Raw genomic sequence first — 22,866 nt, forward strand, 5'->3', positions numbered from 1 at the left:
TCTTCGGTCATTTCTGAGCTGCCTATCCGGCAGTGACGTTTGCGGCCATGTGCGTCACGCTTGCGCGGCATTTCTGAGCTGCCTATCCGGCAGTGACGCGAGAAGCGCATCAAGGAAGGGGAGTCGTTTTTTTCTGAGCTGCCTATCCGGCAGTGACGGTGGGCGCAATGGCGCGAAGTCTGGTATTCGCTTTCTGAGCTGCCTATCCGGCAGTGACGGATGCAGCGGATCATCGACCAGGCGCCAGCCTTTTCTGAGCTGCCTATCCGGCAGTGACGCTTGTGGCAACAGGGTTGTTCCGGGTGTTCCGTTTCTGAGCTGCCTATCCGGCAGTGACGACGTCGTCGCCGCAGTAGTGGCAGGCGCCAATTTTCTGAGCTGCCTATCCGGCAGTGACGGGGCCGATGAGGCTGAGGAAGAACTTGAATTCTTTCTGAGCTGCCTATCCGGCAGTGACGATGATGGTCCGCCAGGCTACCGGGCTCTCAAATTTCTGAGCTGCCTATCCGGCAGTGACGGCCGCGTTGACCACATACCGCATGATCCCCTTTTTCTGAGCTGCCTATCCGGCAGTGACGCAGCGTTTTTTGCTTGTAGCCGCGAGCCCGGCTTTCTGAGCTGCCTATCCGGCAGTGACGGGCGAGCTCGTCATCAGCGGCGTGACCATCGATTTCTGAGCTGCCTATCCGGCAGTGACGACGGACCCACTGCGCCTGCTGCTCGTCGATCTTTTCTGAGCTGCCTATCCGGCAGTGACGACGAACGACAAGCCGTGGAAGCCTTTGCCGGCTTTCTGAGCTGCCTATCCGGCAGTGACGTGCCAGCTTGGTCGGCAGCTTGCCGCCGGACATTTCTGAGCTGCCTATCCGGCAGTGACGAGATGGTCAGCGAGGGGCGGACTGCGGCCGATTTTCTGAGCTGCCTATCCGGCAGTGACGGTCGTTACGTGCGCCACTGATCGCCTGGTCCTTTTCTGAGCTGCCTATCCGGCAGTGACGGCTCTGACCGCTGATCGCAACACCCCGCTCCGTTTCTGAGCTGCCTATCCGGCAGTGACGGGTGAAGGGGTGGAAAAACCGAAAGGGGCGCCTTTCTGAGCTGCCTATCCGGCAGTGACGATCACTCGCGGCGTTTCGCGCGTCAGCCCGCTTTTCTGAGCTGCCTATCCGGCAGTGACGCCTTTTCGATCAATACCTACGATGCCTCCCTGTTTCTGAGCTGCCTATCCGGCAGTGACGGCGAAGTCCTCGCCGACCAGCTCCAGGCTCTTTTTCTGAGCTGCCTATCCGGCAGTGACGTCATGCTGACCGATCTGGTCGATGACGACCTGTTTCTGAGCTGCCTATCCGGCAGTGACGTCGAAGAAGTACTGGCCGTCGAAACAGGTGGTTTTCTGAGCTGCCTATCCGGCAGTGACGACCTGGCCGACCGACCCGCTGCACGCGCTGGCTTTCTGAGCTGCCTATCCGGCAGTGACGGTTCTCGATCACCTGCAGTTCCAGCACCTGCTTTTCTGAGCTGCCTATCCGGCAGTGACGCTTACGCACAGACAGTCTACAAGTGCACTATTTTTCTGAGCTGCCTATCCGGCAGTGACGGCGTAGCCATGCGTATCAATTGCCCCCATTGCTTTCTGAGCTGCCTATCCGGCAGTGACGACGGTCTTTCCTGTGGCCTCGGCCAGGCTGTTTTTCTGAGCTGCCTATCCGGCAGTGACGGCGTTCGCGGGTACAACAACTGGATTGTGTCGTTTCTGAGCTGCCTATCCGGCAGTGACGCGCTCCTGTACGGAAATGTGGGGTTCCGGCGTTTTCTGAGCTGCCTATCCGGCAGTGACGTTGGGTTTCCGGGGCCGGTGGCGTTCCCGCCGTTTCTGAGCTGCCTATCCGGCAGTGACGCGATTGACCGGAACGGACTTGTCGGCCTGGATTTTCTGAGCTGCCTATCCGGCAGTGACGGTAACGTGGAAAAAAAATCTCGTCGCGGGGGCTTTCTGAGCTGCCTATCCGGCAGTGACGCTCGCCCTCAACGACCGTCTTGGGCTCTACAATTTCTGAGCTGCCTATCCGGCAGTGACGCCCGGCGGCGGGTTGGCGCTGTAGATGCCCATTTTCTGAGCTGCCTATCCGGCAGTGACGTAGTTGGGTGCAATCCATTGCACGCCGTCGTGTTTCTGAGCTGCCTATCCGGCAGTGACGGGCAATCAGGACCATTTTCCCGTTGACCACTCTTTCTGAGCTGCCTATCCGGCAGTGACGACGGCGGCGCCTCGGTTGCGGTTGCCGCTGCATTTCTGAGCTGCCTATCCGGCAGTGACGGTCGTGCGCGGCAAGGTGTCGATCAGCTGGGCTTTCTGAGCTGCCTATCCGGCAGTGACGTACAAAAAATTTACCTATCAATCGAATTTTTAAAGAAAAAACACCATTCCAGCCGCAAAAACCAAAAACCCACACGCTCGACCAACCCATTGATTTTTCAGGGGGATATTTCACCCCCTGAAAAAGGGTCTAAAACCAGGGCACGGTCGCGGTGGAACTCAGCCCGTAAGCACTGAAGGTCCCCCATACAGCATCTTTCTGCACGGGAAGATGCTCGACAAACAAGCGGAACTGCTGCTGCGTGCTTTGGCTGGTGAGTAGCACGTAAGGCAAGCGCAGCATCTCGGCGGCACTATCCGGAATCGCCTGAACCGCTGACTCGACGCTGACTCCCTTGCGCGCGATCAAGCGCCGCCGCTCCCGTTCCGGGCTGCTTTTAGCCTGCACGCGCTGTACAACCCGGTAAGCCGCGTTCGCGGGAACCGAACTGAGCGGACTACACAAGAGATGATCGCGCATCCCTTGTAGCCAGTTCGCCGACATCAGCCGCTCAAGATCGGCCGCCGTCCCATGCAGGCGCAGTCGCGCCCCGAGCCCGATACCTTTCTGCTCGACATCGGGAAAGCTGACCCCGATCCGCCCTTCCCCATTGCTGACCAAACCTCGGTGCAGCTTGGCGAACAGGGCGTTCATCAGCATGTTGGCGGGAAACTCCGGGTCTGGCAATAGCTGGAGTTCGAGATAGGAATCCATGCCTCAGTCCTTTTCGCCAAAGACACCGCCGCGGATCAGGGTTGCCATCACGTAATGTTGATTACCGGCTTCCGGCGCTTTGTCTTTCAGCACCCACTCATCGAGCAGATTGTAGAAATCCGCTTTCTGCTTCGGTTGGCGGTAGGCCTTGCCTTGCGAAGTCACCGAGCCGTACGGTTCCACCGCAATCGGGCCGATGTTCCCGTTCTCTTCATCCGCCGGGTACCAGGTATCGATGGTGCGCAGGGCATTGCCGATTTTCTGGCTATGGATGCCGGCGACGTCGCCCACGACGTAGAGCGTCTTGCTCTTTTGGCCCTTCTTGTCGCCCCGGTCGAGAATGAGTTCCTGCGAGGGATAAACCTCCTGCCCATCGCCGACTCGCACGTAGGCAACAATTTCCAGCAAGGCGTGCGCTTGCCCAGCCAGCCCCTGCTCGATCACCTTGGTCAACTCGCCCAGCGCCGAGCTATCGTACGAGAAATCGCGCAGTGAGAATGCCAGTGCCTCGAAAGTCCAGCTTTGCGCGGCTTCGCCCTGCACCAGTTGGCGCACTTGAACTTCGATCTGTTCCGCCCCCATCCGGTTGCGCCACAGGAAACGGCCGTTGGCCAGGTTGCTGGCATAGCGCCGGGCCAGTTCGGCAAAGCCAACCTCTTTGGCGTATCGCTGCACCGTGCCTTGCAGCTTGATCTGGTAGTCGGCGTTGTTGCATGCCGAGGGCGTTCCGGCACCGCCCAGGATGCGCAGGGTAAAGCGCACGCGCAGCGTATCGGCGTCGTTGGGCAGGGTTGCGACATCGACTGTCTGCAAATTCGGCGACTGGATCGAGGCATCGAGCTTGGCCGGGTCCTGGTCCTTGGTCGAGAGGCGGTTGGAGATCGTGCCGCGCACGGATTTCTCGCGCACGGTGACGGCTACCCATTTTTCGCCATTGCTACGGTCGCCCCATTTCCCGGCACTGAAAAGTGCGTCGGAAGGATCGAGCTTGCGTTCAAAAGCGAGGACGGAAGCGGTTTTCAGGTCGGTTTTAGCCATTTTGTTGCTCCTTGAAGTTGGCAAGCACGAGGTTGTTCAAAGACTCGGAATAGCGATTGATGCAGCGATAAATGCCGTTGGCGGCGTCGGATTCCTGCGTCCACAGCAGTTGGCTCAGGTCGTTCAGCCGATGCGGACTAACCCACTCGCCCAGCGAGTAAAGACTTTCGACAAAGCGGAAAGGCGTGGCAGCGTCGCGGGCGTTTTCCACCTCGCCCGGCGCGTAAAGCGGCGAAATGCCGGCATAGCCGATGGGCAGCGGTACCAGCCAGCCGGGCTTGCGGCGGATTTCCCATTTCACCGGCGCATCGGCCTCGTCTGCTTGGCTGACGACCGGCTCGATGTTGAGGCGCGAAAGATCGAGCAAGGCATCGAGAGCGTTGCTATCCGGCTGGATTGCCCGCATCTCCGCCAGATGGCCGGCCAGCAAGTCGTCTCGCTGAACCAAGGCAAAACCCGGCAACAGGCGACGGCGCAGGCGGCGAAATATCCTCGCGTCGCCCTCGACATCGCCGGCCAGCGGCCACCATTGGGCCTGATAGCGTTTCCCCGCCTGATGCAGCAGGCTGCCGCCGGCCAGCCGCATGCCCTGGGCGGCGTGGTGCAGCCGTTCGGCCAGTTCTTTGCCGTCGCCTTCAGACTTGTAGTCCCGGACGGCGATAACCAGACTGACTTCCATGTGGGCGCGGCCTTCTTCGACCAGCGCCAGGGTGCCGCCATCCTTGCCGACCGGATTGCGGGTCAAGCGGAACACCTGGGTACGACGCCCCGGCGGTTGAAAAACCTGCGGTTCGAAGTGGTGGCAGATGATGCCCACACCGGCAAAGCCTTCAGCCAGCTCCGCCGCGAACTTGCGCTCCAGTGCATGGGCAAACCCGGCAAAGGCGGTCGGCGAAGGAAAACCCCAGGTCAACGGCCCGGAGATGGCGTTGGCGTTCTGGACCTTGAGATGCGGCAACAGAACCAAGGCAAAGACATCACTCATCGTCGGCCACCTCATCGCGCATCATGCGCATTTCCTCGTCCAGAACATCGCGCCAATACGCCGCCTCAACTGCGCCCATCGGCGTGCTGGGTGTGGTCAGGCGGGCGTTGAGCCAGTTGCCGAAGCGCCGGCAGATTTCGTCCTGCCAGTCGCCACGTTGACGCAGGCTGGCAAAATCGGCGTCCTGCTCAACCCGCTCCGGGTCGAGCCAGCATTGCTCGGCGCTATTGAGTAGGCATTCGGGCAATGCACTCCAGCCAGGTTCCAGTTGCCGCAACTCGGCGGCGTACTGGAACGCCTCGTCACGGATCAAGCCGGCCAGTTCGGCCCGCTTGTCGCGGATGCGGATGTTGGTCCCGGCATGTTCGACGCTGACCAGGAACTCTTTCAGGATGCGGACCAGCTCGCGTACCCGTGGACGGCTGCCGAAAATGCGGTCGAAAACGCTGCTGACCGCCAGCGGCGCGCGAACCTCGGCGGATTTCCAGTTCGGCGGCAGCGAAGGCAAGAGGTAGTTTTCGCCATAGCGCTCGCTGTTCAGTTGGCTGATGTTCTGCGGCTTGGTGCCCCCGAAGTTCTGAATCGCCACATTCGGGTATTCGCAATAACCGTGCGGATGGGCAAGCCCGTTGCGCCTCGCCTCCCGCGCCGCCTTGGCCTCGTCGGAAAAGCGATCCTCGCGGACTCGCTTCCACAAGCCGTGTACCAACGAGGTCGGGAACAAGGGGGCTAGTAGATGGTAGTTTTGGCCTTCAATCGGCCAATACACCTGCTTGGCGAGCTTGTTGGAAGCCGGCTGTCCCTTGGCTTCGGTCAGCGATGCGAATGCCGCCATCCAGGTATTCGCCAGATCGGCATCATCGGAAAACGCTGCAGCCAGAGCAGGATCAGCCGTTGCGGCAAGATCCAGGATGGTTTTTCCGCCCACCGAAAGGCGGAGAAATTTATACACATCCAGCGCCGCCGCATTGCCAACCACATCCGGCGCCAAGCGCTGGGCCACCGTATGCGTGCCGACGATTTCCTCACCAACCGCCGGATTGCCGGCAACGCTCAGACTGGAACCGCGCGCATCGGGATGGGTGAATTTGAGGGCATGGGTGACTTGCTGAATCTGCCCAACCCGCCGGGCGGCATCGGGAATCCAGTTTGCCGGCAGGTAATCCAGCAGCAAGGCTTGCCGCTGCTCATCCTCTTCCGGCTTGAGCTTTTCCAGCTTGGGCTGGAGGCGCTCTTGCAGAAAAGCATTGATCACCGCTTTGATCGACGCCACCGAAGCTGGTGGTGCCAGTGGATTACTTGGCTCTGTCATCCTCTCTTCTCCTTTGCTGAAAACTGCTTAGCCAAACCTGCTGAAACCCAAAACGGGGTGAAATCCCCACTCTTCATCAACTCGCAGCCCGTCCTCCACGGACTTCAACGGCAAATCCAGCACGCCGAATTTCTCCGCGCACTCGCGGAGTTCCATGTCCAGACGCTCGGCCAGACTGGCCAGTGCCGCCGGGTAATCCGGCTCGCCCCAGAAGCCCAGGCCGGGACCTGTTTCCAGGGCAATTCGATGCAGGAGGTTGTCGACCGCAACCGGCTTGCCGTCGTCGCCAAAGCGATAGAAGCCAATCTCCCCGTCCTCATCCGGCAGCAGGCCGTAACGTTGCCGGCCCAGCCTGTCCAGACGGAAGGGATCGCGGCGCTGCAGGTAACCGCTGAGATGCGCGCCGGTCGTCCACCACAGAGGCACAGGCAGGCTGAGCGGCGTTTGTCCGGACGACGCCGCCTGCATCAGTTCGCGCAAGCGGGCATGTTCAAGATCGACGAGGTTGCCGGTTGGGCTAAGTACATCGCGCTCGCGAATGCGGCTGGAAGCGTCGATATTTTTCAATTGCTCGGGTGTCAGCAGTTCGGCCAGACGATGGCTCAGGAGCCGGAAGTTCCTGGCCGCCGGATTGGACGATTCGAAGCCGGGACGCAAGAAGGCTGGCTGGCTCATGCCAGTGGTCAGGTGCTGGATGTTGGTATCGAGCAGCAACAAGTTGGTGGGCGCGTAGGCTTCCGGCCGATGGCGGCGCACCCGGCCGGCCAATTGGATGATCGAGCGCATCGACGAGGGTTCGACAATCGCCCAGTCGTAATCGTGGTCCCGCCCAACTTCGGCGACGGCGGTGGCGAGAACGACAAAGAGGTGGTCGGCTTCCGGGCCGGCGGCGAGCGCCTGCTGGATTTCCGGCTCGGCAAAGACGGCTTGCGGCTGTTTCCGGTTGAGCAGGCGATCCAGTCGATTTTCGATGGCCGAACGCACCAGCAGCGGATGGCGCGAGTGGTAAATGCAGAGGTGAATGCGCTGGCCGCGCTCGGCGCCGAGGCGGATCAACTCCTGCGCCACGGCAACCAGAGGATTGATGTTGGCGAAGCGCACCAGGCCAAAACTGATTGTCTTGCCGCTGACCGGGTCGACCGTGCCATTCAACTGGTGCAGACGGCTCATTTGCGGCCGCAAGGCTTGCGCCAGTTCGGCACAGACGATTTCACGCTTGGCCTGGGCAATCGGCAGCGGCAGGATTTCGGCATGCCGCCGTGCTTCGGCGCGCGCCAGCCGGGCCAGGCGTTTCTGCACGAAATTCTGGTGCTCCGTACGGTAGCTTTCGGCAGCGCTGTGCTCGGAAGCCTCCGCCGAGAACTCGTCGAACCAGGCGCAGCAAACATTGAGCGGCAGGCCGGGCCGGCCTCGATGCTGCTGGAACTGCTGCCGACCGGCCAGATAAGCCTGAAACAGGCCTTCGATCAACGCCGGCGGCAAGGTGGCCGAGGAAAGCAACACCCGGCTGCCCAGCATGCCGGCCCAATGCACCAGACGGCTGAGTGCCGGCAGGTCTTCCATGCCGAAATCGTCCGGCTCGTCGAGCACCAGATCGGAACTCATCAGGCGCAGCATCGGCGGAATCTGGTGGCCACCGCGCGTGCCTTCTGTGGCGGGCATCAGGTGGTCGATGGTGCACACCAGGATGGGCGCGTTAAGCAATTTGCTGGCCGGCTGGTTTTCGCCCAGCCAGCGGTTCAGCGGGCCATCCTCCAGACTGCCGTCGTAGAAAACCTGGTTGTATTCGGGCAGCAGTTCGGCACCGGATTCCGAGCCATTGGCCTGTAGCCGCGCTTCCGCCTGTTGCTGCTCATGCAGCGCCCGCACGGCGGCACCGCCGACCAGCACGGCCATTTCGTCGCTGCCGAGACGCAGGCGGTCGCGATAGGCATCGCCGGTTTGCAGGGTCAGCGTGCGCAAACCGAGGGCGACGGTGAACCGCGCCCCGCGCCCCGAATCGGCCAGCGCATAGAGAATGCGGCCGTTGGCCAGGGTTTTGCCGCAGCCGGTCGACGCCATGTTGATGCCGAAAAAGCCCTGTTCCGCCGAGCGGGCGCGCAGGCCTTCGGCTAGGTCAAAAGCGCGGTTCTGCCAGGCAAAGGCATCCTTGCTGCGTTCGCGAAAGCCCTTGTGGCGGGCCAGACGCGGCAGTTGCGCCGCCAGCCGGGGCAAGGCCCGCACGACACGGCTGGCATTCACCTCGACGCCGATCAGGTGTTCGTCGAGACGCTGTTTGAGCTGGCCGGTTTTACGGTCGGTATTGGCGTAGACCGCCTCCTTCTTGCCGACCTTGTCGCCGTAACGCTCGCGACTGGGCTGGCTGGAGTAGTAGTGATCGGACAGCATCAGCGCCATGCGGGAAAGGTGCAGGACGTAAGCCTCCTGGCGCCAATCGCGTGGAACCCTCCCCTGCTGTTGCAGCAAGGCCGAGGCCGCTTTGCCCGCATGCTCGCGCCAATGTTTGCTGCTCAGCGGCAAGCCCTTGGGGAAATGCCAGCAGGCAGCGACTTCTTTTTGACTGGCACCTTCGCGGGCGCCGCACCAGTTGGCTTCGATATTGGCGGGCAGATAAGCCAGCGCCTTGTGATGCAGGGCTTCCGGCGTCGGCATGCGGTGATGGCTGACGATCAGCCAGCCGACCACCTGCGCCAGGGGCGGCAAGGTGGCAAACGGCGTTTTGACGTTGCTGGCGCCCAGCCCATCCTTGAGCAAGCGGGCCTCAACCTCCTTGGCTGCACCATCCGGAAGATCGGCCAACCGCGCCAACCAGTCGGCGTCGCTATCGCCATTCACGAAAGCTTCAAACAGGCGCAGCGACACCCACTCGTGACGATAGGCGTCGGCCAGAGGCTGGCCGCTATTCAGCTTGTTCTGAAAGGCTTCGCTGGCTTTGCCGAAATCGTGAAATAGCGCGGCGATGCTTGCCAGCAAGCGGATCACTTCGGCGCTGTGCCAGTCGTTTTCGTCGTTGGCGCGCAGGATGTCGCGGCTGGTCGTATTGGTCGGCGTGGCGCCGCGTTCGTTGAACTGGCGGGCATCGCCGACGATCCAGATCAGTTCGCTGTGGTCCTTGCCGCGTATCCAGTGGCAGGCCACCGCCGTATTCTTGCGGGCGGTCTGGCGCAGTAGACGACGCAGGGTATCCAGCCCGTTTTGCGTGATCGCCGTCTGCCACGTCCGTTCGCCGCGCCGTTCGGCGAACTGGTCGAGAATGCGCCGGGTTTCGACCAGCGCATTCTTGCTGCACTGGGAAATCAGCATGATGTTCATGATTCGGCCGCCCCCGTTTTGAGCGCGACGGCCTTGATCGTGTCGATGGCGAAATCGAGCGCCTCGGTCTGGGTGAAGCGTTCGATGCAGCCTTGGCGGAAAGTCTGCTCATCGTCGCCGCGCATGGCCGAGATGAAAGCTTGCGGCAGAACCAGCGCGTCCTTGATCAGATCGGCCACGTCGAAGACCAACCCGCCACGCCGCGTCTTGCCGTGCAGGATTGCCAGCCCGTGCGGCAGACCGAGCACCCAGGTTGCCGTGGCACCAAGGCCATAGGCGAGATAGTTGCCGTGATCGAGAAAACGATTGGCCGGATCGGTGCCGCCGCCGCGCTTGGCGCGCGTGAATTCACCGTAGCCAACCGCATTCACTGCCAGTTTGAAGAGATGCTTGGTCAGTCGCGCCTCTTCGGTCAGCAAGGCGGTGTTGTCGATTGCAGCTTCGACCTGCTGGCGCGAAGCGTCCAGCGCATTGAGCAGAACATGAGCGTCGACCTGAAAACCGGCGTCGGACAACTGTCGATTGTTGGTCCACTGCCTGGCGATGAAGTCGAGACGGACCCGCTGGAAGGCTTTCGCGGCTTCAAGGCGCTTGGCGTCGTCGAACCAGAAACGAACCCAGGCCTGCAGATACTCGGTCGGGCGATATTCGCTTTGCGGCGAAAACCAGGCGACTTCGACATCGATTTCGTTGGCACTGAACAAGGGCGTGCCGCCGCCCCCGCAGAAACCGACCATCACCCCCGCCTTGGCCAATTCCCGCATGGCAGCCTGGGTGATCGACGTTCCTGTCCCGAGCATGACCGACGTGGTATTGGCGATGGGAATATTCCAGTACATGGAGCGAGATCCCTCGTCGGTCACGTATTCGACGCGACCACCATTGACCAGAACCCGGCAGTGTTCGAGGTAGTAGAGATTGGCCCGCTTGGAGTGCAGGATGGTTTTTAAATCCGTAGGCGTGAATTCGTTCATAGCCGCACCCCAAAGGCATTTTTATCGACTCTCGCGATCTTAGCCGCCATGACAAAAGATTTACCAGAAAATAATCGTCCAATCCGATTGGCTCCATGTCCGGGGCCAAAGCATCACTATTGCCCCTTCAGCAGCAATCCGTCCCGAAACTGAGCTGGGCAAAAGCTGGGATAATCACGCCCTTCCCCAAACACGAACCGGAGAACAGAGATGGGCACGATCCGCGTCTTTGGCATCAAGAACTGCGACACCATGAAAAAAGCCATGAACTGGCTGGGCGAGAAAGGCATTGCTTACGAATTCGTCGATTACAAGAAGGCCGGCGTGGCCGAGGCCAATCTGCCGGACTGGGCGGCGCGGGCGGGCTGGGAGAAACTGCTCAACACGCGCGGCCTGATGTGGAAGAAGCTTTCCGACGAGGAACGGTCGACGGTCGACGCGGCAAAAGCCCTGAAATTGATGGCCCAGTATCCGGCGCTGATCAAGCGCCCGGTGCTCGATACCGGCCGCGAGCTGCTCGTCGGCTTTGCCCCGGAAACCTACGCGGAGAAGCTGAAATGAGCGGCTACGTGCAGCGTTTCCTGTTCGAGGGCCTGGACATCCGCGGTGCCGTCGTCCGCCTCGACGACGCCTGGCAGCAGATGCAGGCCGGGCGCGACTACCAGCCGACGGTGGCGCAACTGCTCGGCGAGACGGCCGCGGTGACGGCGCTGATCGCCGCCCAGCTCAAGCAGCCGGGCCGGCTGACGCTGCAGCTGCGTGGCAACGGGCCGATCCAGCTGCTGGTCATGGATTGCAACGAACAGCTGCAGATGCGCGGAATGGCGCGCAGCAACCCGGTGGTGCTGCCGGCGCCGGTGCCCGAACTGCTCGGCGCCCACCAGGGCGGCCAGCTGCTGATGAGCCTCGACCTGCCGAGCGCACGCCAGCCGTACCAGAGCTACGTGCCGCTGGTCGGCGAGAGCATCGCGCAGATTTTCGAGCATTACCTGGAGCAGTCCGAGCAGCAGCCGTCACGGCTGTTCTGCACGGCCGCGCCGAAGGCCGCCGCCTGCCTGTTCCTGCAGAAGCTGCCGGATGCCGACAAGCTCGACGCCGACGGCTGGCACCGGGTGACCCAGCTGGCGGCGACGGTGAAGCCGGCGGAACTGCTCGAACTCGACGCCGAGGCCCTGCTCGGCCGGCTCTTCCACGAGGAAATCGCGGCCGGCGGCATCCGCGTCTACGACCCGCTGCCGGTGGTCTACCACTGCCCGGAAGACTGGGAGAAGGTGCGCGACATGATCCGCAGCCTGGGCCGCGCCGACGCCGAGACCATCGTCGCCGAGCACGGCGAGATCCTGATCCGCGACGACATCTGCAACCGCGACTACCGTTTCAGCCCGGCCGACGTCGCTGCGCTGTTCGACGGCGACGCCAGCCAGTCGATCCACTGAGCCGGTTTTACTCGCCGTAGACCAGCTGCACCCGGCGCATCACCTTGCGGCATTGCGCCGACTTGCAGGCCAGCGGCACCGCCTCGCTGCCGACCGCCTGGCGGCGGATCTGGGTCTGCGGCACGCCCTGGCTGCGCAGGATGGCGTGCACCGCATTGACCCGCTGCTCGGCGATCGCCAGGTTGTACGACGGGCTGCCCAGGTTGTCGGTATGGCCGAGCAGCGTCACCACCAGGTCGGGGTTGGCTTTCAGGCGGGCGGCATGCTCGAGCAGCAGGCGGCGGCCGTCGGCATCGACGGCGCTGGCCGAGGGCTGAAAAAAGACGCTGTTGGCGACGTCGACGGCGGCGATGATCGCCTTCTCGTCGGCCATCGGCGGCGCCGGCACGGCCGCGGCCTTGGTCGCCTTGGCCGGCGTTTCGGCGGCCGGCGCGCTGGCGGCGCCGTCGAACACCTGGCCACCGGCGCAGCCACCGAGCGCCAGGGCGATCAATAGGATTCCATAGCGGGTACGAAGCAAGTCATTCTCCTTGTGATGGCTGCAGCATGTCGGCAAGCGGCATGCTGGCGTATTTGTCTTCCCTGCCCGGCAGGTGCCGCAGCAGTTCTTCAAGATTGATGTGCAATGTTTTCAGGACGACATCGGGCAAGGCCGCCAGGGCTTCCGGCAGGATGCCTTCGGCGGGGCCGGGCAAGGCCGCCAGCGCCTGCCGTCCGGCGTCGGTGAGGCCGAGGCCGACACGCCGCTGGTCGCGCTGCTGCTTGCGTTTTTCCAGGCAGCCGATCGCCACCAGCTTGTCCACCAGGATGCTGCAGGTGGACTGGTGGATGCCCATGCGCGCGGCGAGTTCGCCGATACCGAGGTCGGGCGAGCGCTGCACTTCCTGGAGCACCCACATCTGCGAGCCGGGCATGCCGCAGCGTTCCTCGACCTGCCGGAAATGCCGGCGCATCGAACCGTAGATCAGGCGGAACTGTTGCAGGACATCGAGCGCCGTCTGGCCGGACGGCGGGTTTCTGGTTTTCAATCTCGCCCCCTGGCGGAAATAATGTTGCGCGATTTTCGGGCCTCAATTATATTGCCCTGCAATGGAGTTGTAACTTAAGTCGTAACTCCATTCCTTTTCGACGAGGTTTTTTTACGGGGGGATTTCCCCCCATTTTTTCCCCCGCTCGTCGCACCAGGCCGCCAGACGGCCCACCAGAACAACAACAGAGACCATGCCGGCAGGCAGGACGCCGGCTCCCCGAAATATTCGTCGATCCCTCGAGGTGACTATCGACAGAAGATCAAGCAAACCACATTGAAGGAGAAACCCATGCTCAAAATTGGACTCATCGGTTACGGCAAGGCCGGCCAGGCGGTCGCCGGCGTACTGCACGACGACCCGCGCTTCGAACTGTGCTGGATTGCCCGCCGCTCGGGCGCCCCGGCCGAGCTCGACATCCCGGTGACCACCCTCGACAGCGCCAGCTTCGGAGACTGGCTGGATGCGAATCCGGTTGACGGGATCATCGATTTTTCCGACGTCGATAGTGTGCACCAGTATGGCGAAGCCGTCCGCCAACGCGGCATCATGCTGGTCACCGCGATTTCCGGCTACCCGGAAGCGACCCTCGACTACATCCGCGACCTCGGGCGCAATACCCGCGTACTCTCGTCGCCGAACATCACGCTGGGCATCAACTTCCTGCTGCTGTCGTCGAAGATCCTGCGACGCATCGCGCCTTTTGCCGACGTCGAGATCGTCGAGCAGCATTTCCGCGACAAGCCCGAAATCTCCGGCACCGCCCGACGCATCGCCGAAGTCCTCGATGTCGACCGCGACCACATCACCTCGCTGCGCCTGGGCGGCATCGTCGGCCGGCACGAAGTGATCTTCGGCTTTCCCTACCAGACGGTGCGACTGATCCACGACTCGATCCGGCGCGAGGCCTTCGGCACCGGCGCGGCTTTCGCGATGGAGCAACTGGCGCGCTGCGAGATCGGCTTCCACACGCTCGACGAACTGCTGTTGCGGGTGATCCGCGACGAACTGCAGGAAGCCGCCGAACTCACTCCGCCCCCGGCAGTGCGCCGGGATTCATCAGCCCGCGCGGGTCGATTGCCCGCCTGAGCGTGCGCATCAGCGCAATTTCGACGGCCGGCTTGTAACGCAGGATTTCCTCGCGCTTGAGCTGGCCGATACCGTGTTCGGCCGAAATCGTGCCGCGCAGCGCGTGCACCGTGTCGTGCACGATGCGGTTGACCGCCGGCTGGCTGGCCAGGAAGGCGGCGTTGTCGGCGGCATCGGACTTCGACAGGTTGTAGTGCAGGTTGCCGTCGCCGACATGGCCGAAAGCAACCACGCGGATGCCGGGAAAGGCCGCGGCCAGCGCCGCGTCGGCCCGGGCCAGGAATTCGCCGATGGCCGAGACCGGCACGGCGACGTCGTGCTTGATGCTGACGCCCTCGATCTTCTGCGCTTCGGAAATCGCCTCGCGCAGCGCCCACAGCCGCCGGGCCTGGGCTTCGCTGGCGGCGATGGTGCCGTCGCCGACGCGGCCGGACTCGACCTGTTCGCCCAGCCAGCGCTCGACCGCCGCCGGATCGGCGTCGGAAAACTCGGCCAGCACGTACCACGGGCTCGCCGCCGCCGGTCGCGTGCTGCCCGGAATGTGGCGCAGGACCAGGCCGAGGGCGACCTCGGAGACCAGTTCGAAGGCAGTCAGTTGTGCATCGAAGGCGGTTTTTGCCCGATTCAGCAGGTCGACCGCCAGATCCGGCGAAGCCACGTTGAGCCAGCAGGTGGTCTGCGTGCGCGGCAGCGGAAAGAGCTTGAGCACGGCGGCGGTGATCACGCCGAGCGTACCCTCGGCGCCGATGAACAACTGCTTCAGGTCGTAGCCGGTATTGTCCTTGCGCAGGCCGCGCAGGCCGTCCCACAACTCGCCGCCGGGCAGCACCGCCTGCAGGCCGAGGGTCAACTCGCGCATGTTGCCGTAACGCAGCACCTGGACGCCGCCGGCATTGGTCGACAGGTTGCCGCCGATCTGGCACGTGCCTTCCGAGGCCAGCGCCAGCGGAAACAGCCGGTCGACGGCGCGCGCCGCGTCCTGGACGGCGGCCAGCGTGCATCCGGCTTCGACGGAAATCGTGTTGTTTTGCGGGTCGACCGTCAGAATCCGGTTCAAGCGGCCGAGGCTGACGACCACCGCCCGACCGCTGCTGTCCGGCGTCGCCGCGCCGCACAGGCTGGTGTTGCCGCCCTGCGGCACGACCGGGACGGCGGCCGCGTAGCAGGCGCGAACGACGGCGGCGACTTCTTCGGCATTGCCCGGGCGGACGACGCACAGCGCCGCGCCGCGATAGCGGCCGCGCCAGTCGGTGAGAAAGGGCGCGGTAGCGGCGGCGTCGACCAGCACCTGGTCCGCGCCGAGCAACTGCCGCAAGGTATCGAGCAAAGCCTGCATGTCCGCCTTTCGCGTGTCGGTCCGGCATTGTCCGGCAGGCGCCGGAACAGCGTCAAACGCTTCCCGCCGTTGCCGGCACGGTCTATGATCCGGGCATAGTCCGCCATCCGTAACGCCATGCCGCTGCCCGTCCTCATCCAGCACCTCGTCCGCAACCGCCTCGGCGCCTACTGCGAGCGCCGCGTTCCCGCCGACGCCCGGGCGACGCAGCGCCTCGAACTGCGCTTTACCGACGACGCGGTGATCGTCGTCGACTCGCGCCAGCTCGACAACCGCTGGCTCAGCCTGGAGATCGCCCGCTTCCGCTACAACCCGGCCGCCGGCACCTGGCTGCTCGACGCGCCGCACTTCGGCGGCACGCCGCCGTGGCGCCAGCATTCGCGCAAGCCGGTGCGCGAAATCGAGCGCCTGATCGCGCTGCTCGACGAAGACGCCGACGGCGTCTTCTGGTCCTGATCAGACGACCTGGGCGTAGAGATCGTGGTGGTCGGCGTCGATGACGCGGACCTTGAGGAAGTCACCCGGCTGGGCGTCGAAATGGCCGTCGAGGTAGACGACGCCGTCGATTTCCGGCGCGTCGGCCTTGGAGCGGGCGATCGTGCCCTCTTCATCGACTTCGTCGACCAGCACCTCGATCACCGTGTCGATCTTGGCCGCCAGCTTGTCGGCGGAAATGTCTTCCTGGACCTGCATCAGCCAGCGGCGGCGGTCTTCGCGCACGTCTTCCGGCGGCAGGCCGGCGAGTTCGTTGGCGGTGGCGCCCTCGACCGGCGAGTAGGCGAAGCAGCCGACGCGGTCGAGCTGGGCGTCCTCGAGGAACTGGATCAGCTGGTCGAAGTCCTCGTCGGTCTCGCCCGGGAAGCCGGTGATGAAGGTCGAGCGGATGACGATTTCCGGGCAGATCTCGCGCCACTTGCGGATGCGTTCCAGCGTGTTCTCGGCCGAGGCCGGGCGCTTCATCGCCTTGAGGATCTTCGGGCTGGCGTGCTGGAAGGGCACGTCGAGGTAAGGCAGGATCTTGCCCTCGGCCATCAGCGGGATGACGTCGTCGACCGACGGATACGGGTAGACGTAGTGCAGGCGGACCCAGATGCCGAAGGACGACAGCGCGTCGCACAACTCCTTGAGCCGGGTCTTCACCGGCTTGCCGCCCCAGAAACTGGTGCGGTACTTGAGGTCGACGCCGTAGGCGCTGGTGTCCTGCGAGATGACCAGAATCTCCTTCACACCGGCCCGGGCCAGGTTCTCGGCTTCGGCGAGGACATCGCCGACCGGGCGCGAAACCAGCGGGCCGCGCAGCGAGGGGATGATGCAGAAGGTGCAGTTGTGGTTGCAGCCTTCGGAAATCTTCAGGTAGGCGTAGTGTTCCGGCGTCAGGCGGATGCCCTGCGGCGGCACCAGGTCGGAATACGGGTCGTGCGGCTTGGGCAGGTGCTGGTGCACGTGACCCATGACTTCTTCCATCGCGTGCGGGCCGGTGATCGCCAGCACCGACGGATGCGTCGTCTGGACGATGTCGCCCTTGGCGCCGAGGCAGCCGGTGACGATGACCTTGCCGTTCTCGTTCAGGGCCTCGCCGATGGCGTCGAGCGATTCCTCGACGGCGGCGTCGATGAAGCCGCAGGTATTGACGATGACCAGGTCGGAATCGTCATAGCTGGGCGAAATCTCGTAGCCTTCGGCGCGCAGCCGGGTGAGGATGAGTTCGGCGTCGGAACCGGCCTTCGGGCAGCCGAGCGAAACGAAGCCGACGGTCGGCACTTTCTGTTGAATGGTCATGCGTTTATCTAACCTTTTCCGGCGCGGCCGGCGAGCAAAGCGCGTATTTTACGCGGGAGGACGCCGTCGACCGCAGGAAAGCGGAAAAGTGCCGCGATCCGGGCGACGAACTTTGGGCAGAATCGCCACAAACGCCTAGAATCGCACCATGCCCGCCGACACTTCTGCCACCGACCGCCTGCCGATCGCCGCCATCGTTCCCGCCCGCGACATCGACGTCGACCGCGTCGTCGGCGATTTCGTCGCCACCCTCAGGGAACGCGGCGTCCGCGTCGGCGGCCTGCTCCAGGACATGCGCAACAGCGGCGAGCTGAGCTTCGTCTGCCTGATCGACATCGAGACCGGCGCCAGCCACCCGATCCTGCAATGCAAGGTGAGCACCGCCAAGTCCTGCGGCCTCGACACCGCCGCCCTCGCCGAAGCGAGCAGCGTGCTGCGCCGGGTCGCCGCCGGCGGTGCCGAACTGGTCGTCTTCAACCGTTTTTCCGGGATGGAATCGATCGGCCAGGGCTTCGCCCCGGAAATGCTCGAGTTCATGAGCCAGGGCGTGCCCGTGCTGGCCATCGTCCAGCCTCGCCATCTCGACGCCTGGCGCGAGTTCACCGGCGGCCTGGCCAGCGAACTACCCGCCGAAGCCGCCGCGCTCGAGGCCTGGTTCGCCAAGCTGCAGGACTGATCCGAGCTTCGCCGTCAGGCCGGCACGCCGAGGATCACGTGGCTGGCCTTGATCAGCGCCGTCGCCGGCGCGCCGACCTTGAGCGCCAGTTCAAGCACGGCTTCGTTGGTGACCACCGCATGCACGACGGTACCGCCGGCCAGCGCAATCGCCACCTCGGTATTGACCGCCCCCCGGGTCAGCGCGCTGACCGCGCCGGCCAGCTGGTTGCGGGCCGAGAAGCGGACATCCGGGGTGCCGGCGAGCAACATCACCCAGGGCGCCTTGACGTAGGCGACGGCTTCCTTGCCGACGGCCAGGCCGAGCGATTGGACGCTGCCCTCTGTGACGATTGCGACAACTTTGTCGCCTCCCGACAATTCGAGTTCGACCTCGGCGTTGACCGCGCCGTCGGTGATGGCGCTGATTTTCCCTTTGAAAACATTGCGGGCGCTGACATTCATGGCGTTCTCCTGGTTCGGTGATGATTCTGGCCCGGTTTTCGCTATATAGCCAAATAAGTAACGTGATCAGCCGGGGATGTCCGCACTGTAGCGATGTCGGTTATGCAAAAGCAACCATAGCGCGACAGTAATTTTCCGGTAAACTCGGAATCGCTATATAACGAACAATAGAACGAAATGAACCAAGCCCTTCCGCGACTGCGCAGCAAGCTCGAATTCGACGGCCCGCTCGGAACCTTTCTCGGCGACACCCGCATCCGGCTGCTCGAGGCGATCGACCAGCAAGGCTCGATCTCGCAGGCTGCAAAAGCCGTGCCGCTCTCGTACAAGGCGGCCTGGGACGCGGTCGATGCGATGAACAACCTGGCCGAACAGCCGCTGGTGCTGCGCTCGACCGGCGGCAAGCACGGCGGCGGCACCCAGCTGACCGACTACGGACGCAAGGTGATCGCCCTCTACCGCGCCCTCGAAGCCGAATACCAGGCGGCACTCGACCGCCTGACGGCGAGCATGAACGACGGCCAGGCCAGCGATTTCCAGCAGTTCAGCCAGTTGTTGAAGCGCATGTCGATGAAGACCAGCGCCCGCAACCAGTTCGCCGGCAAGATCGTCGGCCTGCGTGCCGGCCAGGTGGACTACGAGGTCCGCCTCAAGCTCGACGACGACAACGAACTGGTCGCCGTGATCACCGGCGAGTCGGCCGAGAACCTCGGCCTGGCGATCGGCATGGAGATCAACGCCCTGGTCAAGTCGTCGTCGGTACTGCTGCTCAACGACCCGGCGGTGAAGACCACGGCGCGCAACCACCTGTGGGGCGAAGTCACCCGCATCCACGAAGGCCCGGTCAATTCGGAAGTGACGCTGGCGATGAAGAACGGCAAGTCGGTCTGCGCCGTGGTCACCCACGACAGCGTCGAGAAGCTCGGCATCGCCGTCGGCGAACCGGCCTGCGCGGTGTTCAAGGCCTCGTCGGTGATCCTCTGCAAGCACGCCTGACCCCTTCCATCTTCCCAGGAGAAGCCCCATGAAGCGTCTGTCCGTCCTGTTCATCACCCTGCTGGCAGCGGCTGGTGCCCATGCCGGCGAAGTCCAGGTTGCCGTCGCCGCCAACTTCACCGCACCGGCGCAGCAAATTGCTGCCGAATTCGCGCGCAAGACCGGCCACAAGGCCGTGCTGTCCTTCGGCGCGACCGGCAAGTTCTACGCCCAGATCAGCAACGGCGCGCCTTTCGAGGTTTTCCTGGCGGCCGACGACACGACCCCGGCCAGGCTCGACAAGGAAGGCGGCACGGTCGCCGGCAGCCGCTTCACCTACGCCGTCGGCACGCTGGTGCTGTGGTCGGCGAAGGCCGATTTCGTCGATGGCAAGGGCGAGGTCCTGAAGAGTGGCAAGTTCAACAAGCTCTCGGTGGCCAACCCGAAGACCGCACCCTACGGCGCCGCCGCGATCGAGACGCTGACCCGGCTCAAGCTGCTCGACGCCGTCCAGCCCAAGCTGGTTCAGGGCGAGAACATTGCCCAGACCTTCCAGTTCGCCAGCACCGGCAACGCCGACCTGGCCTTCGTCGCCCTCTCGCAGGTGTTCAAGGACGGCAAGCTGAGCAGCGGTTCGGCCTGGATCGTCCCCGGCGCGATGCACGAGCCGATCCACCAGGACGCCGTGATCCTTACCAAAGGCAAGGACAACCCGGCCGCCGCCGCCTTCCTCGAGTTCCTCAAGTCGCCCTACGCCCACGCCGTGATCCAGTCCTACGGTTACGCGCTGCGCTGATCCGGGAGGCGGCATGCTGACCGAAACCGACCTCCAGGCGATCTGGCTGACCGTCCGCCTGGCCGGCATCACGACGCTGATCCTGCTGCTGATCGGCACGCCCGTCGCCTGGTGGCTGGCGCGCAGCCGGGCCTGGTGGAAGGGGCCGGTCGGCGCCGTCGTCGCGCTGCCGCTGGTGCTGCCGCCGTCGGTGCTCGGCTTTTACCTGCTGCTGGCGATGGGACCGCACGGACCGGTCGGCCAGTTCACCCAGTCGCTCGGCCTGGGCACGCTGCCCTTCACCTTCTGGGGCCTGGTCGTTGCCTCGGTGTTCTATTCGCTGCCGTTCATGGTGCAACCGCTGCAGAACGCCTTCGAGGCGATCGGCGAGCGACCGCTGGAAGTCGCCGCGACGCTGCGCGCCTCGCCCTTCGATACCTTCTTCTCGGTCGTCCTGCCCCTGGCCCGGCCCGGCTTCATCACCGCCGGCATCCTGACCTTCGCCCACACCGTCGGCGAGTTCGGCGTCGTCCTGATGATCGGCGGCAACATCCCCGGCGTCACCCGCGTCGCCTCGGTGCAGATCTACGATCACGTCGAGGCCATGGAATACGCCGACGCCCATCGCCTGGCGGCGGTCATGCTGGTCTTCTCCTTCGCCGTCCTGCTGGCGCTTTACGCCTGGCGCCCGAACCCGAAGAAAGGAGCCTGAGATGAGCACCATCGATGCCCGCTTCAAGCTCGACTGGCCGGGCTTTTCCCTCGACGTCGACCTGATCTTGCCGGGCCGCGGCGTGAGCGCGCTGTTCGGCCACTCCGGCTCGGGCAAGACGACGCTGCTGCGCTGCCTGGCCGGCCTCGAACGGGCCGCGCACGGTCGACTGTGCTTCAAGGGCGAAATCTGGCAGGACGAGCATCACTGGCTGCCGACGCACCGCCGCCCGCTCGGCTACGTCTTCCAGGAAGCCAGCCTGTTCCCGCACCTGTCGGTGCTCGGCAACCTGGATTTCGGGCGCAAACGGGCGTCGACCGTCAACCGCATCGCCCTCGAGCAGGCGATCGAACTGCTCGGCATCGGCCACCTCCTGCAGCGCAAGCCGGACGGGCTCTCCGGCGGCGAACGCCAGCGCGTGGCGATCGCCCGGGCACTCGCCGCCGGCCCGCAGATCCTGCTCATGGACGAACCGCTGGCGGCGCTCGACCTCAAGCGCAAGCAGGAAATCCTGCCCTACCTCGAGCGCCTGCACGACCAGCTCGAGATCCCGGTCATCTACGTCAGCCATGCGCCCGACGAAGTCGCCCGGCTGGCCGACCACATCGTCGCTCTCGACGGCGGCCGCGTCGTCGCCGCCGGCCCGCTGGCCGAGACGCTGGCGCGCATCGACCTGCCGATCCGCCTCGGCGAGGATGTCGGCGTCGTCCTCGACGCCAGCGTCGACGAGATCGACGCCGACTGGCAACTGATGCGCGTCGCCTTCGCCGGCGGCAGCCTGTGGACCCGCCAGCGCGACCTGCCGCCCGGCCGCCGCGTGCGCGTGCGCGTGCTGGCCCGCGACGTCTCGCTGGCGATCGACGAACCCGGCCGCAGCAGCATCCAGAACGTGCTCCCGGCCCGCGTCGAGGCCATCGCCGCCGACGAGCACCCGGGCCTGCTGCTGGTCCGCGTCACCGTCGGCGCCAGCCGGCTGGTTGCCCGCGTCACCCGGCGCTCGGCCGACCAGCTCGGCATTGCGCCGGGGTCTGCGGTGCATGTCCAGGTCAAGTCGGTGGCGCTGATGGAGTGAACAACGGTGAATCCCTACACCCTGCCTGACGCCGAACTCGAACGCCTGCTCGGCGAGGACCTGCCCGCCGGCGATGCAACCACGCACGCGCTCGCCATCGGCGACTGTCACGGTCGACTCGAATTTCACGCCCGTTTCGAGATGGTCGTCTGCGGCAGCGAAGAGGCCCGCCGACTGGGCGAACTGCGCGGGCTGGCCGCCGTCGGCGCGGCGGTCGCCAGCGGAACAGCGCTGGCTGCGGGCGACCGCATCCTGACGCTCGAGGGCAAGGCCGCAGCCCTGCACGCGGTCTGGAAAACCGCGCAGACGCTGATGGAGTATCTCTCCGGCATCGCCACCGCCACTGCCGGGATCGTCGCCGCAGCCCGGGCCGGCAACCCGGACTGCAGCGTCGTGTGCACCCGCAAGAACTTTCCCGGCACCAAGGCGGCGGCGATCAAGGCGATCCTCGCCGGCGGCGCCAGCCCGCACCGGTTGAGCCTGTCGGAAACCCTGCTCGTCTTCGCCGAGCACCGCGCCTTCCTGAGCGAAACGCCGGCGCAGACGCTGGCGCGATTGCGCCGGCGCTGGCCGGAACGCCCGGTGGTCGTCGAAGTCGCCGACGAGAACGAAGCGCTGGCCTGGGCCGACGCCGACATCCTGCAACTGGAAAAATGGCCGGCATTGACGGTCGACCGTCTGCAACGACAAATTCCCGGCACGCGACTTGCTGCAGCCGGTGGCATCAGCGCTGCCAACGCCGCCGACTACGCCCGCGCCGGAGCCGCCATCCTGGTCACCAGCGCGCCGTATTTCGCCGTTCCACGCGACGTCGCGGTGACGCTGAGCGCCCTGCCCGCCGCGTAGGATTCCC

21 protein-coding genes and 1 CRISPR repeat array (1 of these 22 cut by a window edge) are annotated in these 22,866 nt (G+C 64.3%); of the genes, 10 read left to right on the forward strand and 11 right to left on the reverse strand.

Features of this window, described 5'->3' with window-relative positions:
• Positions 1-2,378: a CRISPR direct-repeat array (repeat unit 28 nt; unit sequence TTTCTGAGCTGCCTATCCGGCAGTGACG) (it extends 2,151 nt beyond the left edge of the window).
• A 129-nt stretch (positions 2,379-2,507) separates the two neighbouring features.
• From cas6f to cas1f, 6 genes are read right to left on the reverse strand one after another with little or no spacing between them, the layout of a single operon-like run.
• Entirely contained in the window at positions 2,508-3,071 is a 564-nt protein-coding gene (cas6f, locus tag DFR40_RS05345; RefSeq protein ID WP_121457421.1) for a type I-F CRISPR-associated endoribonuclease Cas6/Csy4, read from the reverse strand.
• Between the two features lie 3 nt (positions 3,072-3,074).
• Positions 3,075-4,109, reverse strand: a complete 1,035-nt coding sequence (csy3, locus tag DFR40_RS05350; protein WP_121457422.1) for a type I-F CRISPR-associated protein Csy3 — start codon at positions 4,107-4,109, stop codon at positions 3,075-3,077.
• Positions 4,102-5,094, reverse strand: a complete 993-nt coding sequence (csy2, locus tag DFR40_RS05355) for a type I-F CRISPR-associated protein Csy2 (RefSeq protein WP_119492270.1) — start codon at positions 5,092-5,094, stop codon at positions 4,102-4,104. Before csy2 ends, csy3 begins: the two co-directional genes overlap by 8 nt.
• Positions 5,087-6,406, reverse strand: a complete 1,320-nt coding sequence (csy1, locus tag DFR40_RS05360; protein ID WP_121457423.1) for a type I-F CRISPR-associated protein Csy1 — start codon at positions 6,404-6,406, stop codon at positions 5,087-5,089. The genes csy2 and csy1 overlap by 8 nt, the downstream gene beginning before the upstream one ends.
• A 27-nt stretch (positions 6,407-6,433) precedes the next feature.
• Positions 6,434-9,718, reverse strand: coding sequence for a type I-F CRISPR-associated helicase Cas3f (gene cas3f, locus DFR40_RS05365; RefSeq protein ID WP_121457424.1), 3,285 nt, complete (start codon positions 9,716-9,718; stop codon positions 6,434-6,436).
• Positions 9,715-10,692, reverse strand: a complete 978-nt coding sequence (gene cas1f / locus DFR40_RS05370) for a type I-F CRISPR-associated endonuclease Cas1f (protein ID WP_121457425.1) — start codon at positions 10,690-10,692, stop codon at positions 9,715-9,717. Before cas1f ends, cas3f begins: the two co-directional genes overlap by 4 nt.
• A 210-nt stretch (positions 10,693-10,902) precedes the next feature.
• Here cas1f and DFR40_RS05375 point away from each other — a divergent pair, with 210 nt between their 5' ends.
• A complete protein-coding gene (locus tag DFR40_RS05375; protein ID WP_121457426.1) occupies positions 10,903-11,253 on the forward strand; it encodes an arsenate reductase in 351 nt (116 codons plus the stop codon).
• Positions 11,250-12,128, forward strand: coding sequence for an Hsp33 family molecular chaperone HslO (gene hslO / locus DFR40_RS05380; RefSeq protein WP_121457427.1), 879 nt, complete (start codon positions 11,250-11,252; stop codon positions 12,126-12,128). Before DFR40_RS05375 ends, hslO begins: the two co-directional genes overlap by 4 nt.
• Before the next feature lie 7 nt (positions 12,129-12,135).
• On the opposite strand, the gene DFR40_RS05385 is transcribed toward hslO, so the two are convergent.
• Both DFR40_RS05385 and DFR40_RS05390 read right to left on the reverse strand, forming a co-directional pair.
• Positions 12,136-12,648, reverse strand: a complete 513-nt coding sequence (locus DFR40_RS05385) for an OmpA family protein (RefSeq protein WP_147431290.1) — start codon at positions 12,646-12,648, stop codon at positions 12,136-12,138.
• A gap of 1 nt (position 12,649) precedes the next feature.
• On the reverse strand, positions 12,650-13,156 hold the full coding sequence (locus DFR40_RS05390) for a MarR family winged helix-turn-helix transcriptional regulator (RefSeq protein ID WP_245985606.1): 507 nt from the start codon (positions 13,154-13,156) through the stop codon (positions 12,650-12,652).
• A gap of 291 nt (positions 13,157-13,447) precedes the next feature.
• On the opposite strand from DFR40_RS05390, the gene DFR40_RS05395 reads away from it, so the two are divergent.
• Positions 13,448-14,245 (forward strand): 4-hydroxy-tetrahydrodipicolinate reductase, encoded by a 798-nt coding sequence (locus tag DFR40_RS05395; RefSeq protein WP_121457429.1) that lies wholly within the window; start codon positions 13,448-13,450, stop codon positions 14,243-14,245.
• On the opposite strand, the gene DFR40_RS05400 is transcribed toward DFR40_RS05395, so the two are convergent.
• The gene (locus DFR40_RS05400; protein ID WP_121457430.1) at positions 14,184-15,581 is read right to left on the reverse strand and encodes an FAD-binding oxidoreductase; all 1,398 of its coding nucleotides are present in this window, start codon (positions 15,579-15,581) and stop codon (positions 14,184-14,186) included. The two genes, DFR40_RS05395 and DFR40_RS05400, sit on opposite strands and share 62 nt — an antisense overlap.
• Positions 15,582-15,698: 117 nt before the next feature.
• Between DFR40_RS05400 and DFR40_RS05405 the strand changes: the two genes are divergently transcribed.
• A complete protein-coding gene (locus DFR40_RS05405; RefSeq protein ID WP_121457431.1) occupies positions 15,699-16,037 on the forward strand; it encodes a DUF3024 domain-containing protein in 339 nt (112 codons plus the stop codon).
• Here DFR40_RS05405 and rimO read toward each other — a convergent pair whose 3' ends face one another.
• Entirely contained in the window at positions 16,038-17,360 is a 1,323-nt protein-coding gene (gene rimO / locus DFR40_RS05410) for a 30S ribosomal protein S12 methylthiotransferase RimO (RefSeq protein WP_121457432.1), read from the reverse strand.
• 148 nt (positions 17,361-17,508) lie between these two features.
• Between rimO and DFR40_RS05415 the strand changes: the two genes are divergently transcribed.
• Positions 17,509-18,036, forward strand: coding sequence for a DUF2478 domain-containing protein (locus tag DFR40_RS05415; RefSeq protein WP_121457433.1), 528 nt, complete (start codon positions 17,509-17,511; stop codon positions 18,034-18,036).
• Positions 18,037-18,050: 14 nt separating this feature from the next.
• Here the strand turns inward: DFR40_RS05415 and DFR40_RS05420 are convergent, their stop codons facing one another.
• On the reverse strand, positions 18,051-18,479 hold the full coding sequence (locus tag DFR40_RS05420) for a TOBE domain-containing protein (protein ID WP_121457434.1): 429 nt from the start codon (positions 18,477-18,479) through the stop codon (positions 18,051-18,053).
• A gap of 177 nt (positions 18,480-18,656) precedes the next feature.
• On the opposite strand from DFR40_RS05420, the gene DFR40_RS05425 reads away from it, so the two are divergent.
• Genes DFR40_RS05425 through modD form a run of 5 tightly spaced genes read left to right on the forward strand, consistent with a single transcriptional unit; the run spans position 18,657 to position 22,859 of the window.
• On the forward strand, positions 18,657-19,475 hold the full coding sequence (locus tag DFR40_RS05425; RefSeq protein WP_121457435.1) for a TOBE domain-containing protein: 819 nt from the start codon (positions 18,657-18,659) through the stop codon (positions 19,473-19,475).
• Positions 19,476-19,503: 28 nt separating this feature from the next.
• On the forward strand, positions 19,504-20,250 hold the full coding sequence (gene modA, locus DFR40_RS05430) for a molybdate ABC transporter substrate-binding protein (RefSeq protein WP_121457436.1): 747 nt from the start codon (positions 19,504-19,506) through the stop codon (positions 20,248-20,250).
• A 13-nt stretch (positions 20,251-20,263) separates the two neighbouring features.
• Positions 20,264-20,941, forward strand: a complete 678-nt coding sequence (modB, locus tag DFR40_RS05435) for a molybdate ABC transporter permease subunit (protein WP_121457437.1) — start codon at positions 20,264-20,266, stop codon at positions 20,939-20,941.
• Position 20,942: 1 nt separating this feature from the next.
• Positions 20,943-22,013 carry a molybdenum ABC transporter ATP-binding protein gene (gene modC, locus DFR40_RS05440; protein ID WP_121457438.1) on the forward strand — a complete coding sequence of 357 codons (1,071 nt, stop codon included), beginning with the start codon at positions 20,943-20,945 and terminating at the stop codon, positions 22,011-22,013.
• Positions 22,014-22,019: 6 nt separating this feature from the next.
• Positions 22,020-22,859: a ModD protein gene (modD, locus tag DFR40_RS05445; protein ID WP_121457439.1), complete on the forward strand. Its 840-nt coding sequence runs from the start codon at positions 22,020-22,022 to the stop codon at positions 22,857-22,859.
• The last annotated feature ends 7 nt before the right edge of the window (positions 22,860-22,866 follow it).

Origin of the sequence: Azonexus fungiphilus, from assembly GCF_003634965.1 — a bacterium.
In the GTDB taxonomy this organism is placed as follows: Bacteria; Pseudomonadota; Gammaproteobacteria; order Burkholderiales; family Rhodocyclaceae; genus Azonexus; species Azonexus fungiphilus.

Coding starts and splice junctions, on each gene's coding strand:
- cas6f (WP_121457421.1), bottom strand. CDS start 3,071: ATGGATTCCTATCTCGAACTCCAGCTATTGCCAGACCCGGAGTTTCCC.
- csy3 (WP_121457422.1), bottom strand. CDS start 4,109: ATGGCTAAAACCGACCTGAAAACCGCTTCCGTCCTCGCTTTTGAACGC.
- csy2 (WP_119492270.1), bottom strand. CDS start 5,094: ATGAGTGATGTCTTTGCCTTGGTTCTGTTGCCGCATCTCAAGGTCCAG.
- csy1 (WP_121457423.1), bottom strand. CDS start 6,406: ATGACAGAGCCAAGTAATCCACTGGCACCACCAGCTTCGGTGGCGTCG.
- cas3f (WP_121457424.1), bottom strand. CDS start 9,718: ATGAACATCATGCTGATTTCCCAGTGCAGCAAGAATGCGCTGGTCGAA.
- cas1f (WP_121457425.1), bottom strand. CDS start 10,692: ATGAACGAATTCACGCCTACGGATTTAAAAACCATCCTGCACTCCAAG.
- DFR40_RS05375 (WP_121457426.1), top strand. CDS start 10,903: ATGGGCACGATCCGCGTCTTTGGCATCAAGAACTGCGACACCATGAAA.
- hslO (WP_121457427.1), top strand. CDS start 11,250: ATGAGCGGCTACGTGCAGCGTTTCCTGTTCGAGGGCCTGGACATCCGC.
- DFR40_RS05395 (WP_121457429.1), top strand. CDS start 13,448: ATGCTCAAAATTGGACTCATCGGTTACGGCAAGGCCGGCCAGGCGGTC.
- DFR40_RS05400 (WP_121457430.1), bottom strand. CDS start 15,581: ATGCAGGCTTTGCTCGATACCTTGCGGCAGTTGCTCGGCGCGGACCAG.
- DFR40_RS05405 (WP_121457431.1), top strand. CDS start 15,699: ATGCCGCTGCCCGTCCTCATCCAGCACCTCGTCCGCAACCGCCTCGGC.
- rimO (WP_121457432.1), bottom strand. CDS start 17,360: ATGACCATTCAACAGAAAGTGCCGACCGTCGGCTTCGTTTCGCTCGGC.
- DFR40_RS05415 (WP_121457433.1), top strand. CDS start 17,509: ATGCCCGCCGACACTTCTGCCACCGACCGCCTGCCGATCGCCGCCATC.
- DFR40_RS05420 (WP_121457434.1), bottom strand. CDS start 18,479: ATGAATGTCAGCGCCCGCAATGTTTTCAAAGGGAAAATCAGCGCCATC.
- DFR40_RS05425 (WP_121457435.1), top strand. CDS start 18,657: ATGAACCAAGCCCTTCCGCGACTGCGCAGCAAGCTCGAATTCGACGGC.
- modA (WP_121457436.1), top strand. CDS start 19,504: ATGAAGCGTCTGTCCGTCCTGTTCATCACCCTGCTGGCAGCGGCTGGT.
- modB (WP_121457437.1), top strand. CDS start 20,264: ATGCTGACCGAAACCGACCTCCAGGCGATCTGGCTGACCGTCCGCCTG.
- modC (WP_121457438.1), top strand. CDS start 20,943: ATGAGCACCATCGATGCCCGCTTCAAGCTCGACTGGCCGGGCTTTTCC.